At 68.0% G+C, this 15,365-nt stretch carries 13 protein-coding genes; 8 read left to right on the top strand and 5 right to left on the bottom strand.

Annotated elements, in window-relative coordinates:
* Positions 1-28 precede the first annotated feature (28 nt).
* Positions 29-2,155 (top strand): phosphate acetyltransferase, encoded by a 2,127-nt coding sequence (pta, locus tag AC6EUH_RS02645; RefSeq protein ID WP_499737715.1) that lies wholly within the window; start codon positions 29-31, stop codon positions 2,153-2,155.
* Here pta and AC6EUH_RS02640 read toward each other — a convergent pair.
* Positions 2,152-2,403 (bottom strand): hypothetical protein, encoded by a 252-nt coding sequence (locus AC6EUH_RS02640; RefSeq protein WP_499737714.1) that lies wholly within the window; start codon positions 2,401-2,403, stop codon positions 2,152-2,154. The two genes, pta and AC6EUH_RS02640, sit on opposite strands and share 4 nt — an antisense overlap.
* Positions 2,404-2,525: 122 nt before the next feature.
* Between AC6EUH_RS02640 and AC6EUH_RS02635 the strand changes: the two genes are divergently transcribed.
* Entirely contained in the window at positions 2,526-3,695 is a 1,170-nt protein-coding gene (locus AC6EUH_RS02635) for an acetate kinase (protein WP_499737713.1), read from the top strand.
* Between the two features lie 60 nt (positions 3,696-3,755).
* Complete coding sequence (locus AC6EUH_RS02630) at positions 3,756-4,316, top strand: GNAT family N-acetyltransferase (RefSeq protein WP_056424750.1); 561 nt, start codon at positions 3,756-3,758, stop codon at positions 4,314-4,316.
* 87 nt (positions 4,317-4,403) lie between these two features.
* Here AC6EUH_RS02630 and AC6EUH_RS02625 read toward each other — a convergent pair whose 3' ends face one another.
* The 4 genes from AC6EUH_RS02625 to AC6EUH_RS02610 all read right to left on the bottom strand — a co-directional run bounded on the left by AC6EUH_RS02625 (position 4,404) and on the right by AC6EUH_RS02610 (position 11,056).
* The gene (locus tag AC6EUH_RS02625; protein WP_499737712.1) at positions 4,404-6,830 is read right to left on the bottom strand and encodes a hypothetical protein; all 2,427 of its coding nucleotides are present in this window, start codon (positions 6,828-6,830) and stop codon (positions 4,404-4,406) included.
* 8 nt (positions 6,831-6,838) lie between these two features.
* Entirely contained in the window at positions 6,839-7,492 is a 654-nt protein-coding gene (locus AC6EUH_RS02620) for a peptidoglycan-binding protein (protein ID WP_499737711.1), read from the bottom strand.
* 198 nt (positions 7,493-7,690) lie between these two features.
* Entirely contained in the window at positions 7,691-9,907 is a 2,217-nt protein-coding gene (locus tag AC6EUH_RS02615; RefSeq protein WP_499737710.1) for a S9 family peptidase, read from the bottom strand.
* An 81-nt stretch (positions 9,908-9,988) separates the two neighbouring features.
* Positions 9,989-11,056 (bottom strand): LCP family protein, encoded by a 1,068-nt coding sequence (locus tag AC6EUH_RS02610; RefSeq protein ID WP_235500063.1) that lies wholly within the window; start codon positions 11,054-11,056, stop codon positions 9,989-9,991.
* 186 nt (positions 11,057-11,242) lie between these two features.
* On the opposite strand from AC6EUH_RS02610, the gene paaA reads away from it, so the two are divergent.
* Genes paaA through paaE form a run of 5 tightly spaced genes read left to right on the top strand, consistent with a single transcriptional unit; the run spans position 11,243 to position 15,337 of the window.
* Positions 11,243-12,274 carry a 1,2-phenylacetyl-CoA epoxidase subunit PaaA gene (gene paaA / locus AC6EUH_RS02605; protein ID WP_056424756.1) on the top strand — a complete coding sequence of 344 codons (1,032 nt, stop codon included), beginning with the start codon at positions 11,243-11,245 and terminating at the stop codon, positions 12,272-12,274.
* Positions 12,271-12,576 carry a 1,2-phenylacetyl-CoA epoxidase subunit PaaB gene (gene paaB, locus AC6EUH_RS02600; protein WP_024367847.1) on the top strand — a complete coding sequence of 102 codons (306 nt, stop codon included), beginning with the start codon at positions 12,271-12,273 and terminating at the stop codon, positions 12,574-12,576. Before paaA ends, paaB begins: the two co-directional genes overlap by 4 nt.
* Positions 12,573-13,508 carry a 1,2-phenylacetyl-CoA epoxidase subunit PaaC gene (paaC, locus tag AC6EUH_RS02595; protein ID WP_499737709.1) on the top strand — a complete coding sequence of 312 codons (936 nt, stop codon included), beginning with the start codon at positions 12,573-12,575 and terminating at the stop codon, positions 13,506-13,508. The genes paaB and paaC overlap by 4 nt, the downstream gene beginning before the upstream one ends.
* Positions 13,509-13,519: 11 nt before the next feature.
* The gene (paaD, locus tag AC6EUH_RS02590) at positions 13,520-14,089 is read left to right on the top strand and encodes a 1,2-phenylacetyl-CoA epoxidase subunit PaaD (protein ID WP_056426524.1); all 570 of its coding nucleotides are present in this window, start codon (positions 13,520-13,522) and stop codon (positions 14,087-14,089) included.
* A 15-nt stretch (positions 14,090-14,104) separates the two neighbouring features.
* The gene (gene paaE / locus AC6EUH_RS02585; protein ID WP_056424763.1) at positions 14,105-15,337 is read left to right on the top strand and encodes a 1,2-phenylacetyl-CoA epoxidase subunit PaaE; all 1,233 of its coding nucleotides are present in this window, start codon (positions 14,105-14,107) and stop codon (positions 15,335-15,337) included.
* The last annotated feature ends 28 nt before the right edge of the window (positions 15,338-15,365 follow it).

The following is a 15,365-nucleotide window of genomic DNA, read 5'->3' as shown; positions in this document are numbered from 1 at the left end:
AGCACCACTTCACAGCAAAGGGCGGACCATGGCCAAAGGAATCTATGTCAGCGCGACCACCCCGGGCTCCGGCAAGTCGCTTATAGCCCTGGGCCTGGCGGACACCCTCCACCGGCATGCGGACCGGATCGGGTTCTTCAAACCCGTCGTCAACGGCCACGACGCCGCCTCGGACCCCATGGTGGCGCTGATGAAGGCCCGGTTCAACCTCGACGACGAGCGCTGCCGCGGCGGCCTGACATTCGCCGAAGTCCGCAGCCTGCTCGCCGAGGGCAAGCGCGAGGAGATCGATTCCCGCTGCGTGGAGATCTTCGCCGAGATGGCCCGGCACTGTGACGTCGTGATCGTGGAAGGGACCGACCTGACCGGCCAGGACGCCGCCGTCGAGTTTGACCTCAACGCCCGGCTGGCCAACAACCTCGCCGCCCCCGTCGTCGCCGTCGTCGGTGCGAAGGGCCGCACCGTCGCGGAGGCCGTCGACGCCGTCGAGGTGGCCCGCAAGGAACTCGTCGCCGAGCGGTGCACACTGCTGGCCATCATGGTCAACCGCGCCGACCCCGAGGACCTGGAGGCCATCGCCGCCGCGGTCCGTCCCGGCGCCTCCGGCCGTCCCGTATACGTCCTGCCCGAGCTGGAGGAGATCGCCCGGCCCACCACCGGCGAGGTGGCCTCGGCCATGGGGATCGGCCAGGTGGCCGGCCTGGCGGACCTGGAACGGGACGTGCGTTCGGTGAAGGTGGCGGCCATGAGCGTGGCCAACTTCCTGCACGTGCTCGACGACGGCGCGCTGGTGATCGTGCCCGGTGACCGCGCCGACGTGCTGGTCGCCTGCCTGGCCTCATCGTTCTCGCCGGAGTTCCCGGTGCCGTCCGCCCTGATCCTCACCGGGGGCCTGGCGCCGGACGCCACCATTTATTCGCTGCTGGCGCAGGCGCCGTTCCCGATTTTCACCGCCCCCGACGACACGTACGTGACGGCAAAGCGGGTCTCCGAGGTGCGCAGCGAGATCTGGTCCGGACACCGCCGCAAGGTGGCCTCCGCCCTCGGCCTCTGGGCCCGGCGGGTGGACGAGGCGGAGCTGCTGGAGCGGCTGCACCTGCCGCGGCTGGAGCGGATGACTCCACTGCGCTTCCTCCACGACCTGATCGAGCGGGCCCGCGCCGAGCGCCGCCATATCGTGCTCCCGGAGGGCAATGACGTCCGCATCCTGCGGGCCGCCGAGATCCTGCACCGCCGCGACGTCTGCGAACTGACCGTGCTGGGCCGCGAATCCGACGTCCGGGAGCTCGCTTCCACCCAGGGCATCGACCTCTCCGGCATCAACATCGTGGATCCCGCCACCTCGGAGCTGCGCCAGGAGTTCGCGCAGAAGTACGCGGAACTGCGCGCGCACAAGGGCGTGGACCTGGCCAAGGCCCTCGAGGTAATGCAGGACGAGAGCTACTTCGGCACCATGATGGTCCAGCTGGGCGTGGTGGACGGGATGGTCTCCGGCGCCGCCCACACCACGGCGCACACCATTCGGCCGGCGCTGGAGTTCGTCAAGACGCGCGACGGCGTCAAGATCGTCTCGTCCGTCTTCCTGATGCTGATGCCGGACCGGGTGCTGGTCTACGGCGACTGCGCCGTGAATCCGGAGCCCAATGTGGAGCAGCTCGCGGACATCGCGGTGGCTTCGGCGGAAACCGCGGCCCAGTTCGGCGTGGAGCCGCGGGTGGCCATGCTGTCCTACTCAACCGGCGGCTCGGGCGCCGGCGAGGCCGTGAACGCGGTCCGCCAGGCCACGGAACTCGTGCGCGAACGCCGCCCGGACCTCGCCGTGGAAGGGCCCATCCAGTACGACGCCGCCGTCGACGCCGCCATCGCCGAGTCGAAGATGCCGGGCTCGTCAGTTGCCGGTCAGGCGACCGTTTTCATCTTCCCGGACCTCAACACCGGCAACAACACGTACAAGGCGGTCCAGCAGTCCTCCGGGGCGGTCGCCGTCGGGCCGGTGCTGCAGGGCCTGCGCAAGCCGGTCAACGATCTCTCACGCGGCTGCACCGTGGAGGACATCGTGAACACGGTGGCCATCACCGCCATCCAGGCCCAGTCCGCGGGGACCGCCGTCGAACCGGCCGGGTCGGTCGCCGTCGAACCGGCCGCGCGGGCTTAGTCAGTGTTTTCCGGATCCACCAGGGTGTCCGTATCTTCCTGCTCGGCGGGCTCGTTGGCCAGGCCCGCCGGCGTGAGGTCCAGGTCCTCCAGGTTTTCGGGCGGCTCGGGGGATTCACCGACCTCGGCCGCCTTGAAGTTCCCTGTGTCGTCCAACGCCGGGTTCGCGCCTTCGACGCCGGTCGGGTCCGCCTTCTTGGGCCCTGTGTCCGGCCCGCTGCTGTCTGGCTCGTTAGTGCTGTCAGTCATTTAAAGCCCTCCGTACGGTGACCAGTAGGTCCGCCGACTCTAGGCGCCCGCCGCGGCTGATGCAATGACGCTACGATCGAACTTCCACCGACCACCGCAGCAGACAAGGCTTAGGAGGCCCAGTGCTCGTCCTCGTCATCAACTCAGGCTCGTCCTCACTGAAGTACCAGGTCCGCGACGTAGAAGCCGGCAGTGTGCTCGCAGAAGGGCTGGTCGAGAAGATCGGCATGGGCAGCGGCGGCGAAGGCGACGGCCCGCTCGAGGGCCCCCGCGACCATGCGGAAGCCCTGGAGCTGGTGGACGCCGAGATCCACGTCGCGCTGGGCGACCGGGTGCTCGACGCCGTGGGGCACCGGGTAGTGCACGGAGGGGAGCGCTTCGCCGAGCCCGTCCTGGTCGACAACGAGATCACCCGCGCCATTGAGCGGCTGAACCCTCTGGCGCCCCTGCACAACCCGGCGAACGTGCTCGGCATCCGCGCGATCTCGAAAAAGTGGCCGCACATGCCGCAGGTGGCCGTCTTCGACACCGCGTTCCACCGCACCCTGCCCGAACATGCCTGGCGTTATGCGGTGCCGGCGGACCTCTATACAAACCACGGGATCCGCCGCTACGGCTTCCACGGCACCTCGCACGAATACGTCTCGCACCGGGCCGCGGCGCTGCTGGACGTCCCAGTGGATGAGTTCGACGCCGTCATCGCCCACCTGGGCAACGGCGCCTCCGTCACGGCGATCCGCGGCGGACGGTCCGTGGACACCTCCATGGGCTTCACCCCGCTGGAGGGCCTCGTGATGGGTACCCGCTCGGGTGACCTGGACCCGTCCATCCTCGTCTTCCTCGGCCGGGCGGGCTGGTCCCCGGAGGACCTCGATTCCATGCTCAACCGCCAGTCCGGGCTCAAAGGCCTGGCCGGCAACAACGACATGCGCTCCGTGGTCGAGGCCGCGGAGGCCGGCGACGCCAAAGCGGCCATGGCACTCGCCGTCGCCTCCTACCGGCTCGCGAAGTACATCGGCGGTTACCACGTGGCCGTCGGCGGCGCGAAGGCCCTCGTCTTCACGGCCGGAATCGGGGAAAACTCGCACCAGTTCCGCAGCCTCGTGGTGGAACGGCTGGGCGCCCTGGGGGTGCAGCTCGACGCCGGCCTGAACCGCGAACGGTCCAAGGAACCCCGTGTGATTTCCTCGCCCACCTCGGCCATCCCGGTGCTCGTGGTGCCCACCGACGAAGAGCGGGCGATCGCCGAGGCCACGGCCGCCGTCGTCAGTCATGCGCCGGTTGCTCCGTAACCGCCGTTTTGACGGCTCAAAACGGCGCCTACGGAGCACTCGATGGGTAGCGTTGGGGGAATGACTGAACTGAACTTGCCCCTCCGCACGCGGCGGCTAGTGCTGCGCCGCTTCGAGGCCGGGGACTTGGACGCGTACCACGCCTACCATTCGCTGCCCGAGACCGCCCGCTTCCTGCCCGGCGAGGCGAAGAGCTACACCAAGTCCATGGAGTCCGTGGGCAAGTACGCCAACTTCGTCTTCGAGAAGGAGGGCGACTGGATTTGCCTGGCCGTCGAAGCGGCGGACTCGCCCGGCCTGCTCGGCGAGGTGGTGCTGAAGTGGCTGCCCGGCTGCGGCCAGGCTGAGATCGGCTGGAGCCTCGCTCCGGCGGCTCGCGGCCGGGGGATCGCGTCCGAGGCCGCGGCAGCCCTTCTGGACCTTGGCTTCGGGGAACTTGGCTTCCACCGGATCGACGCCAAACTGGATGCACTCAACACGGCCTCTGCGGCGCTGTGCGAACGACTCGGGATGCGGCTGGAATCCACCCAGGTGGACAAGTGGCATTACAAGGGGCAGTGGGCCACGGAGGTGGTCTACGCCATCCTCGCGGACGAATGGAAAGCACGGCGGCCGGTCTAAGACTCGGCGGATTGACGAAGATGGCCGCTATGGGAGGTCCCATAGCGGCCATCTTCGTCAAACTGCGCCCCGGCCTGAAAATACGGCCTAGGGTGCCGGTGTGGCCGTGGCCGTGGGCTCCGGCGACGGCGTGGTCGAAGCCGGTTCGGTGGCCGTGCCTGCGGACTGCGTGGGCTGCGGTTCCGCGGGTGCCGGCGCCGCGGACGTGGCCGCCGGAGCGGTGGCCGCGGGCTCGGTCCCGGCGGGCTCCGGCTCGGTTCCCGTGGCCGGAGTGCTGGCGGGAGTAGCTCCGGGGGTCGCCGACTCGCCGGGTCCCGGCGAGCCCGCTGTGGTGGCAGGAGCCGAGCCCGTCGAGGCAACCGGCGTGGCACTGGGGTCGTTCGTGATGACCTCCATAATCTGGACCTTGAAAGCGTCCAGGCGCCCCTGAATCTCCGAGAGCGGGACGTTCTGCAGGTTCCGTCCGTACTCTGCGATCTGCTGCCAGAGCTCGTTGAGCCGGGTCATGCCGTCGTCGCTCAGCGGTCCGTCCAGCGTAAGGACCAGTTGGCTCGCCAGTGCGTAGGTCAGGCACTGCACGCAGTTGTAGTTCGCGGCGGCGGAGAGGTTTTCCGGGACCACGACGTCGGTCTGGCCCACGATCAGCACCACCTGGAAGCCCACCGCGACGGCGGCGCAATCAGCGCAGCTGGCGAAGGCGTAGGCCTCGTTGCGGGTGGTCACGTCCTCGCCGTCGTCGGCCCAGACCAGCGCGAAGGCGACGTCGTAGACCACGGAACCGTCCGTCGTGTTGACTGCGAGCGACTGGTTTCCGTCGTCCTCCGGGGCCGCCGGCCGGTCGAACGGAAATAACCAGGCGGGCGCCGCCGTCGTCCCGGAAGCCCCGGCCGTCCCGGAAGTTCCGGCATCTCGCGGCACCAGCACCATGCTGAGCTGCGGTTCCTCCCGGGTGGGCATCTGGGCGCCGGAGGGCCAGAGCGCCACGGTCCGGCCGGACTGGCCTTCGCGCATGCCGGTAGTGGCCCCCGCCGGGAAAATGGCGGTGGTGGCGTCGGCGAGGGTGCCGCGCTCATAAGGCTGGACGGGGCGGTAGCTCTCGGCGCCGGGCCACCACGCCCAGGCGAGTCCGGCCGTCACAGCCGCGATCACGGCGACGGCCGCCCCGCGCTGGAGTACTTTGCCGCGGGTCTTCTGCCAGAGCGCGGTGAGGATTTGCCGTCCCAGCCGGAACAGGATGAAGAAGATGCCCACCACGGGAAGCGCGACGGCGGCGATCGCCAGGATCCGCACTGCGGCGTCGACCATGTCCCCGCCGGCGAGGCTGGTGTTGAACATGATGAACTGCTTCTGCCCGCTGTCCCACGCGGTTCCGAGGAGGCGCGGCAGGGACAGCACCATCATGACCAGGCTGAAGATCAGCAGGGGGACAGTGATGAGCACCCAGGCGGTGACCACGGCGCGGGCCCACGGTTTGAGCACCTGCGCCTCCGGATCTTTCCGGCGCCACGGCAGGAGGCTCAGCAGGGTGGGCTTGATCCGCTGGAACAGGTCGGGGACCCCGGTGGCGTCGGCGAGGATGTGGTACCCGTCGAAGCGGACCAGCGGCAGCAGCTGCCGGACCATCTGCAGCACTTGGGTCACCACCACCAGAAGCAGCGCATCGAAACCGGTGGCCCACCAGATCCCCATGATGGCGACGGCGACAATCGCGTTGAAGTACAGCCCCCCGACGTCGGTCCGGAGGCGGCCGGCGCGGCCCAGACGGTAGGAATCGGTGACGTCGGTGAAGAACGCAGGCCAGATGATGTAAAGCCCGGTGCCCATGGCGCCCGGGGTCGCTCCGCCGCGGCGGGCCGCTGCCGCGTGCCCGAACTCGTGGAACCCGGCGGACAGTACGGTCACGGCCAGAATCAGCAGCACCAGCCCCGGGTTGGCAAAGGCCTCGTGCGTGGCGGAGGCCAGACCCTTCACCATCAGCACCCACCAGCAGCTGGCAAGGAAGGCCGCGGTGACAAGAACCACGATCAGCGGGTTGAAGAGGACGGCGAAGGGGGCGGTGATCCGGCGGGTGCGTTCCGGATCCGTAACGGTGTAACGGAACTTCATCCCCAGCAGCGGGTCGGCTTTGCGCACCTCGGGCTGTGAGCCGTCGGCGCGCTGCAGCAGCCCCAGCGGCAGCAGCTGCGAGTCGACGAGGGTCCGGACGTTGTCGGCGCTTACCAGCCTGCCGGACCCCGCGCTGGCGTGCTCGGCGATTTCCTCAACGCCGCGGGTGCCGTCCATCGCCTCGAGGACCAAGTACAGCAGCCGCGTGAGCTGCAGGGTCTGGCCGTCGGCGCGGCGGACCAGGGAGGGCGCCTCGCGGTAGCCGGAGCCGATGGTTTCGCCGAGTAGCTGGACGCCCTCGGCCCGGACCGGAACCTCCAGGGTGCCGGCGGCGGATGCAGGGGAAGCCGGCGCAGGGGAAGCAGGCGGGCCGTCCGCGATGGACGGCCCGCCGTGCGTGGTACTCATCCGGGGAACTACTGCCGGAGGTCGGACTGCTGGTCGGCGGTGGCGGTGGCTTCGCCCGTAATGTCCTGGTTGATGATGGCGTCCTGCTGGGACACGGCGAAGGCGTTGCTGTCGATGGACCCGATGTTCGCAGCGACGGCGGCGTCGATCGGGGCTGCAACGTTGGCGTTGGCGGCCACGGCACCGTTGATCGGGGCGGCGATGTCCGCGGCGGCGTCCAGGTCCACGTTCACGTTGAGCAGGTTGGAGTTCAGGGCACCGGCGACGTCGGTGGGCAGTGCGTCTTCCTCGGCCGTGACGTCGGTGGTGCCGGTGTCGCTGCCGTCGGTGCTGCCGGATTCCTGCTCGATCGTGCTGTCCTGCGCGGACTCGGCGGTGGCGTCGGCGTCGATGCCCTGGTTGATGATGACGCCCTGGTCCGAAAGGGCCTGTGCGTCGGAGCCGAAGGACAGGATGTTTGCCGAGGCCGCAGCGTCGATCGGGGCCGCGACGTTGGCGTTGGCCGCGACAGCGAGGTCGATCGGTGCAGCCGCGTTGAGGCCAAGGTCCAGATCGGCATTGAGGTCCAGGATGGACGCGACTTCCTTGTCCGGAAGTGCGGTGCCTGCCTCCGCCATCAGCTCGGCGTCGCTCAGCGGGGTCATTCCCTGTTCAGTGCTCATGAGTAGCTCCAGTTCCGGCACGGTTCCTGCTGCCCCCAGTGAGCAGTTTCCAGACCGATGTGCCTGATGCGAGTCAATAGTAAGCATGATGAGCATTTATTCGGTAGACAACTCCCGAAAAACCCCGCCAAGTCCATCCGTTGCTCCGTAACGGCCCTTCTGAGGGTTCAAAAGGGCCGTTACGGAGCAGCCGGTCACCTATTTCAGTCCGGCCCCCGGCAGCAGTTCCGTGGCGCCGAGGGAGTCGGCGACGAACGCGTAGTCCCAGGCCCGTTCCTTCCACTGCACGTAGCGGCCCGAGGCGCCGCCGTGGCCGCCCTCCATCTCGATTTTCATCACAATCGGCTCGCTGCCGGTGTTGAGCTCGCGCAGCCGCTGCACCCATTTGGCAGGCTCCACGTAGAGCACCCGCGTGTCGTTAAACGAGGTGACCGCCGCGATCTTGGGGTAGGCAGCGGCGCGGACGTTTTCGTACGGAGTGTACGACTTCATGTACTCGTAGACGTCGCGGTCGGTAATCGGGTTGCCCCATTCCTCCCACTCCAGCGCGGAGAGCGGCAGCTCAGGATCGAGGATGGTGGTCAGGGCGTCCACGAACGGTACGGCAGCCACGATGGCCGCGTACTTCTCCGGCGCCAGATTGGCGACCGCGCCCATCAGCAGTCCGCCGGCCGAACCTCCCATGGCCGCGATCCGCGCCGGGTCCACCCAGCCGGACTGCGCCAGCCAGTCGGTGGCCGCGATGAAGTCCGTGAAGGTGTTCTTCTTCTGCAGCTTCTTGCCGGTGTCGTACCAGTGCCGACCCAGTTCCCCGCCGCCGCGGATGTGGGCGATCACAAACACGATGCCCCGGTCCAGCAGGGAAAGCCGGGGGATGCCGAAGCTCGGATCCATGCTCATCTCGTACGAGCCGTAGCCGTACACCAGGCCGGCCGCCGTCGAATCCTGCGCCACCGAGGCGTGGCGCAGCACCGAGAGCGGGATCCGTGTCCCGTCCGCGGCGACCGCCCACTCGCGGGTGGCCACGTAGTCTGCCGCGGAATAGCCGCCCAGCACCGGGCTTTCCTTGCGCAGGAGCAGTTCGCCGGCGGGCAGCTCCGCCGTCGGGAGCACAAAATCGTAGACCCGGGACGGCGTGAAGTAGGAGGTGTAGCCCATCCGGATCACGGGAGCCTCGTAGTCGGACCCGGCGACGCCTGCGGTGTAGAGCTCCTCTTCGAAGGCCGGCTCCACCGGCTCGCCCTGCTCCGGCGTCCCCAGGCCGGCCAGCGGCAGGACCTGCACGCGCTCGATCGTGTCCTTGCGGACGGACACCACCAAGTGCGTCGAGGTGACGCCGGCGCCGTTGACGCGGACCTGGTCGGAGTGCTCGACGACGGTGGTCCAGTGCTGCTCGGCGAGCGGCTTGGCGAGCTCGGCCGGGTCCACGAGCGAGACCATGGAATTGATGGCGTCCTTGTTGTGGGTCACCAGGATGGCCTCGGTCTGGGCGCCCGCGGCGTCGGTCAGCAGGAACGGCTCCGCCTCGTAGAGGATGCCTTCCTCGCGGGAGATGACGGTGCTGAGCCCGGCGTCGGGCGCGTCAAAGCGCAGCAGCCGGGTCTCGCTGAATTCCGAGCAGCCGATGCTCAGGACGAGGTGGCGCCGGTCGGCGGAGAGCTCGAAGCCCAGCCACATGGCGACGTCGTCCTCCTGGTAAATGACCTCATCCTCGCTGACAGGTGTGCCGAGCACGTGGGACTTCACCTGGTACGGCCGCCAGGAATCGTCCACCACGGTATAGAAGATCCGGCTGCCGTCGGGGGAGAAGGAGATGCCGTAGAAGACGTTCTCGATCACGTCCGGGAGGACGTCGCCGGTCCGCAGGTCCTTGATGCGGAGCGTGAACCGCTCGTCCCCGGCGTTGTCCACGGCATAGGCGTAGAGGTTCCCGTCGATGGTCACGGCGGCACCGCCGACGGCGAAGAACGGCTTGCCCGCCGCCTCGACGTTGCCGTCCAGCAGGATCTCCTCGCCCGGAATGTTTACGCCGACCTCGACGGCAGGGGGAGTCCAGTCGGCAACGCGGTCCCCGGTATCTTCGGCCCGGACTCGGCACTGGATGCCGTATTCCTGGCCCTCCACCGAGCGAGTGTAGTACCACCAGCCGTCCTTGCGGTTGGGAACGGAGAGGTCCGTTTCCTGGGTGCGGCCCTTGATCTCCTGGAAGATGGCCTCGCGCAGCGGCCCCTGGTGGGCGGTCACTGCCTCCTGGTAGGCGTTCTCAGCCTTGAGTAGCTCCACGACCTCCGCGGACTCCTTGTTCCGGAGCCATTCGTAGTTGTCCTCGAAGGCATCGCCGTGGTGCGTGCGGAGGGCGGGGATTTTCTTGGCAACAGGGGGCTGGGGGGACAGCTGCGCGGGAGTCTGGGTCATTTCTCCAATCTACCGCCAGGGCAAGGGGCGCGCGCCGCCCGCCTGGCCGCAGCGGCCCGGCGGCTCTTGCGGCTCGGCCCGTCAGTTGCCGTTCTGCAACTTGTTCGCGGCGACGTACTTTCCCAGGGTGCCGGAAGCCAGCGCGGCGGAGACGGCGGCCGTGGCCGCAAGGTCCTGCAGGATGATGGATTGGCCGTCGAAGCTGGTCCCGAAGCCGCCGGTGGGGAGCGTGAAGAACACGCCTTTGCCCGGGGCCGTGTTGCGCAGGCTGAAGGCGAGGCGTTCCAGCGTCAGCACAGTGAGTCCCGGATTCACCGTGACGTGGGGAAGGACTTTCGCCACCACCTTCTTCACGGTGTCCCGGTTTTTCAGCCCGCCTTCGGCCGCCATCTTGGCCATCACGGCCTTGAGGAACGTCTGCTGGTTCCGGACCCGCTGGAAGTCGCCGTCGACGAAGGCATGGCGCTCGCGGACAAAGGCCAGCGCCTTTTGCCCGTTGAGCCTGTTCACACCCCGCGGAAAATGAACGAAGTTGTCGATGGTGCCGGTGAATGGCTCTTTGATGGTGACGTCGACGCCGCCGAGGGCGTCGGTCATGGCAGCGAAGCCCTGGAAGTCCAGCATCACGGTGTGGTTAATGCGCTGGCCCAGCAAAGCCTCCACAGTCCGTGTCATCAGGGGCACCCCGCCGAGCTCGAGTGCGGCGTTGACCTTGGCCGAGCGGTAGCCGGGGATGTCCACCCACAGGTCACGCATGATGGAGATGCCATAGGCGTTCCGGCGGTCTGCCGGGAGATGGATGAAGACGAGGGCGTCCGCACGCTGGTCGGAGACCTTGCCGGATGCCGCCGCGGCCCGGGCGTTAACGCGGCTGTCGCTGCCGATCAGGAGGATGTTCAGCGCGACGGGAGGCGGATCCGGGGTCGGCGTCGGTGTGGGCTTGGGGGTGACCGCCGGGGTCGGGGCGGATGTCTCCACCGGGGCCGCGGTTTGGGCCCGCGGCCGGTTCAGCAGGAATGCGGCAGCGGCGACGGCGAGCACCACCAGCCCGGCGATGATGGCGATTGTCAGTGTCCGACGGCGGTGCATCCCGCCAGGTGCCGTGGCTGGGCCCGGCGCTGCTTCCTCTGGATCCGGCGACGTTCCCATGGCCGGACGTTACCACCGGGGTGGGGCAAAGGGGCGGAAACCGCGATAACGGGTCGATGACGGTCGTGAAGCCGGCCGTTGTCATGTGGGCCAGAGGAGGGCCGGGGTGCTTGACGCATCTCCCGCCTTCCGCATATCCTGAACGAACGGTCGGTAATTATTTATCGGAAATGCATAGGAGCAACCATGGCATCGCAGACCCTGCAGTCAGTGCCCGGAGAACCAACATCGGCACGGCACGAACAGAGCCCCGAAGATGTGGCCCGGCGCGACGCTGAAGGCCAGGCCTACTTCGACAAAGTCATGGCAGACGACTCGCGGATCGAACCCCGCGACTGGATGCCTCCGGCGTACCGCAAGACCCTCCTGCGCCAGATCTCGCAGCACGCGCACTCGGAGATTATCGGCATGCAGCCGGAAGCCAACTGGATCTCCCGCGCGCCCAGCCTCAAGCGCAAGGCCATCCTGATGGCCAAGGTCCAGGACGAGGCCGGCCACGGCCTGTACCTGTACTCCGCCGCCGAGACCCTCGGCCAGCCGCGCGACCAGATGATGCAGGACCTGATGGACGGCAAGGCCAAGTACTCCTCCATCTTCAACTACCCCGCGCGCACCTGGGCGGACATGGGCGCCATCGGCTGGATGGTCGACGGCGCCGCTATCGCCAACCAGGTGCCGCTGTGCCGCGCCTCCTTCGGCCCCTACGGCCGCGCCATGGTCCGGGTCTGCAAGGAAGAATCCTTCCACCAGCGCCAGGGCTTCGAAATCCTGCTGGAACTCTCCCACGGCACCCCGGAGCAGAAGCAGATGGCCCAGGACGCGGTGAACCGCTGGTACGCCCCGGCCCTGATGATGTTCGGCCCGCCGGATGACGATTCGCCCAACTCCAAGCAGTCCATGGCCTGGAACATCAAGCGCTTCAGCAACGACGAACTGCGCAACCGCTTCGTCGGCATGATGATGGAGCAGGTCAAGGTCCTGGAGCTCACTCTCCCGGACAAGGACATCCGCTTCAACGAGGACACCAAGAAATGGGAGCACGGCCCGCTGGACTGGGAGGAATTCCACGAAGTCCTCGCCGGCCGCGGACCCTGCAACGCCCAGCGCCTGGAACGGCGCCGCGAAGCCCACCACAACGGCGCTTGGGTGCGCGAAGCCGCCGCCGCCTACGCGGCCAAGCAGAGCCGCAAGCAAGCAGAGAAGGAATCCGCAGCATGACCACCCCCGAACCGCACGCAGGAAACGTCTGGCCCATCTGGGAAGTGTTTGTCCGTTCCAGCCGCGGCTTGTCCCACGTCCACGCCGGCTCCCTGCACGCGCCGGACGCCGCCATGGCCCTGCGCAACGCCCGCGACCTCTACACCCGCCGCAACGAGGGTGTCTCCATCTGGGTGGTCCCGGCCGACGCCATCGCCTCGAGCGACCCGGACGCCAAAGGCTCGTTCTTCGAGTCGCCCCAGGGCAAGGACTACCGTCACGCGACGTACTACACCAAGAGCGAGGGCGTGAAGCACCTGTGAGCACCTCACCCGATACGGCAGCAGAAACATCCGGCCACGGCGACCTCAACGTCGGCGTCAAGGGAGCCAGCGGCAGCGGCGAGGCCACGGCCAGCGCCACCCGCATCACCCCCGGCAACGCCCTCCGTCCGGAAGACATCGCGTTGGCCGTCAGCCGCGGCACCGCGAAGCCGGACGAGGACGTCGCCGAGTTTGCCCTGCGCCTGGGCGACGACGCCCTGATCCTCGCGCAGCGCCTGGGCCACTGGATCTCCCGCGCCCCGGAGCTCGAAGAAGACATCGCCCTGGGCAACATCGCCCTGGACCAGCTGGGCCATGCCCGCTCCTTCCTCAGCTACGCCGGCGGCGCTCTCGGAGAGGACGGCACAGCTAAGAGCGAGGACGACCTCGCCTACTTCCGCCGCGAGCACGAATTCCGGTCCGCGGAGATCTTCGAGCAGCCGAACGGCGACTTTGCCGTCACCATCGCCCGCCAGTTCGTCGTCAGCTACTACCAGTTCGAGCTCTACCGCCGGCTGACGCAGTCCACCGACGCCACGCTGGCCGGCATCGCCGCCAAAGCTGTCAAAGAGGTGGACTACCACCGCGACCACAGCGCCCAGTGGGTGCTGCGCCTGGCCCTGGGCACGGACGAGTCCCGCGAGCGGATGATCCACGGCTTCAAGGTCATCTGGCCGTACGTGGACGAGCTGTTCCGCGACGACGAGCTCACCGCCCGGCTCAGCGCGAGTGGCGCGGCCGTCGAACCGTCCAGCCTCCGCGCCGACTTCGACCGCCTCACCGGCGAGGTCCTCGCGGAAGCCGAACTGGACGTTCCCAAGGTCCAGCCCGCCCCCGGCGGCGGACGCAAGGGACTGCACTCCGAGCACCTCGGCTACATCCTCGCGGAAATGCAGGTGCTCGCCCGCGAGTACCCCGGAGCCAGCTGGTAACCACCATGGAAATGTACGTCAGCCACCCCACGGCCGCCGAGGCCAGGCCTGCGGAGCAGAAGACTCCCGAGCAGAAGGCCTGGGACCTCGCCGCCACGGTCTGCGACCCGGAAATTCCGGTGCTCACCATCGAGGATCTGGGGATCCTGCGCAACGTCCAGGTGACCAAGGAACCCAACGCGGACGACGGCGGAATGGTCCCCACGGTCCATATCACCATCACGCCCACCTACTCGGGCTGCCCGGCCATGGACGCCATCCGCGACGACCTCACGGCCGCCTTCAACCGCGAGGGCTACCCCAGCGTCAACGTGGACATGGTCCTCTCGCCGGCCTGGACCACGGACTGGATGAGCGAGGCCGGAAAGGCCAAGCTGCAGGAGTACGGCATCGCTCCGCCCTCCGGTCATTCCAACGCCGTGCGGCACGCCGGGCCGGTCCGCCTGTCCCTCGCCGTCAAATGCCCGCAGTGTTCATCGCTGAACACCAAGGAACTCACCCGCTTCGGCTCCACCTCCTGCAAGGCGCTGTACGTCTGCCAGGACTGCAAGGAACCGTTCGACTACTTCAAAGTTTTGTAAGGAACAGGTGCTCCTATGACTGTTGTCCGCCAGACCGCCGCTGAATCGGCTGCAGCCACCGGCCGCCGCCGCGCGTCCTTCCACCCGCTCACGGTCGATGAGGTCCGCCGGCTCACCGACGATGCCATCGAGGTGACCTTCGGTGTTCCGGCAGAGCTCGCCGGCCAGTTCGATTACCTCCCCGGCCAGTACGTTGCCCTGCGCACCACCCTGCCGGATGAATCGGGCGAGCCGAAGGAAATCCGGCGCAGCTACTCGATCTGCGCCGAGCCGCGCAGCTTCGCGGACGGCAGCAGCGAGATCCGCGTCGCGATCAAGAAGGACCTGGGCGGGCTGTTCTCCACCTGGGCGAACGCCGAGCTCAAGGCCGGCGACGTCCTGGACGTCATGAGCCCGATGGGCGCGTTCGTGTCCAAGCACGGCCGGGACGGCAAAGAGCAGAACCTGATGAACTCGATGAACCATCCGGACGAGATGGCGAACGCCCTGGCGGGGGAGTCCGGCTCTTTCGTGGCGATCGCCGCCGGTTCCGGCATCACCCCCGTGATCGCGATTGCCCGCACCCTGCTCGCGGCGCATCCGGACACGCGCTTCGACCTGGTCTACGCCAACAAGGCCGCCATGGACGTGATGTTCCTCGAGGAGCTCGCCGACCTGAAGGACAAGTACCCGTCCAGGCTCGCCCTGCACCATGTTCTCTCCCGTGAACAGCGCATCGCCCCGCTGCTCAGCGGCCGGATCGACGCGGAGAAGCTGCAGGCCCTGCTGGGGACCGCCATCCATGCCGACGACGTCGACGAGTGGTTCCTGTGCGGCCCGTTCGAGCTGGTCCAGCTGTGCCGGGACACCCTGGCCCAGCGCGGCGTCAACCCGGACCACATCCGCTTCGAACTGTTCACCACCGGCAAGCCGGACCGCCCCGAGGGCAACGCCGGGCGTCCGGTGATTGTGGACGAGTCCCAGGCCACGTACAAGATCACCTTCAAGCTGGACGGCCTCCAGGGCGAGGTGGCCAGCCCCACGCACGCCCGCGAATCGATCCTGAACGCGGCCCTGCGGGTCCGCCCGGACGTGCCGTTCGCGTGTGCCGGCGGCGTCTGCGGAACCTGCCGCGCCAAGGTGGTCACCGGTGCCGTCACGATGGATGAGAACTACGCACTCGAACAGGACGAACTGGACAAGGGCTACGTCCTCACCTGTCAGTCCCACCCCACGACGCCGGAAGTCACCGTCGACTTCGACGTCTAAACCGCCCGCCGCACCGCACCCACTCCAC

The organism is Arthrobacter sp. 001422645 (assembly GCF_059816125.1).
This window is presented reverse-complemented; position numbering and strand designations above follow the sequence as displayed.

What these genes read in the sequence shown, in the direction of transcription:
- pta (WP_499737715.1), top strand. Translation starts at nt 29, where the DNA reads ATGGCCAAAGGAATCTATGTCAGCGCGACCACCCCGGGCTCCGGCAAG.
- AC6EUH_RS02640 (WP_499737714.1), bottom strand. Translation starts at nt 2,403, where the DNA reads ATGACTGACAGCACTAACGAGCCAGACAGCAGCGGGCCGGACACAGGG.
- AC6EUH_RS02630 (WP_056424750.1), top strand. Translation starts at nt 3,756, where the DNA reads ATGACTGAACTGAACTTGCCCCTCCGCACGCGGCGGCTAGTGCTGCGC.
- AC6EUH_RS02625 (WP_499737712.1), bottom strand. Translation starts at nt 6,830, where the DNA reads ATGAGTACCACGCACGGCGGGCCGTCCATCGCGGACGGCCCGCCTGCT.
- AC6EUH_RS02620 (WP_499737711.1), bottom strand. Translation starts at nt 7,492, where the DNA reads ATGAGCACTGAACAGGGAATGACCCCGCTGAGCGACGCCGAGCTGATG.
- AC6EUH_RS02615 (WP_499737710.1), bottom strand. Translation starts at nt 9,907, where the DNA reads ATGACCCAGACTCCCGCGCAGCTGTCCCCCCAGCCCCCTGTTGCCAAG.
- AC6EUH_RS02610 (WP_235500063.1), bottom strand. Translation starts at nt 11,056, where the DNA reads ATGGGAACGTCGCCGGATCCAGAGGAAGCAGCGCCGGGCCCAGCCACG.
- paaA (WP_056424756.1), top strand. Translation starts at nt 11,243, where the DNA reads ATGGCATCGCAGACCCTGCAGTCAGTGCCCGGAGAACCAACATCGGCA.
- paaB (WP_024367847.1), top strand. Translation starts at nt 12,271, where the DNA reads ATGACCACCCCCGAACCGCACGCAGGAAACGTCTGGCCCATCTGGGAA.
- paaD (WP_056426524.1), top strand. Translation starts at nt 13,520, where the DNA reads ATGTACGTCAGCCACCCCACGGCCGCCGAGGCCAGGCCTGCGGAGCAG.
- paaE (WP_056424763.1), top strand. Translation starts at nt 14,105, where the DNA reads ATGACTGTTGTCCGCCAGACCGCCGCTGAATCGGCTGCAGCCACCGGC.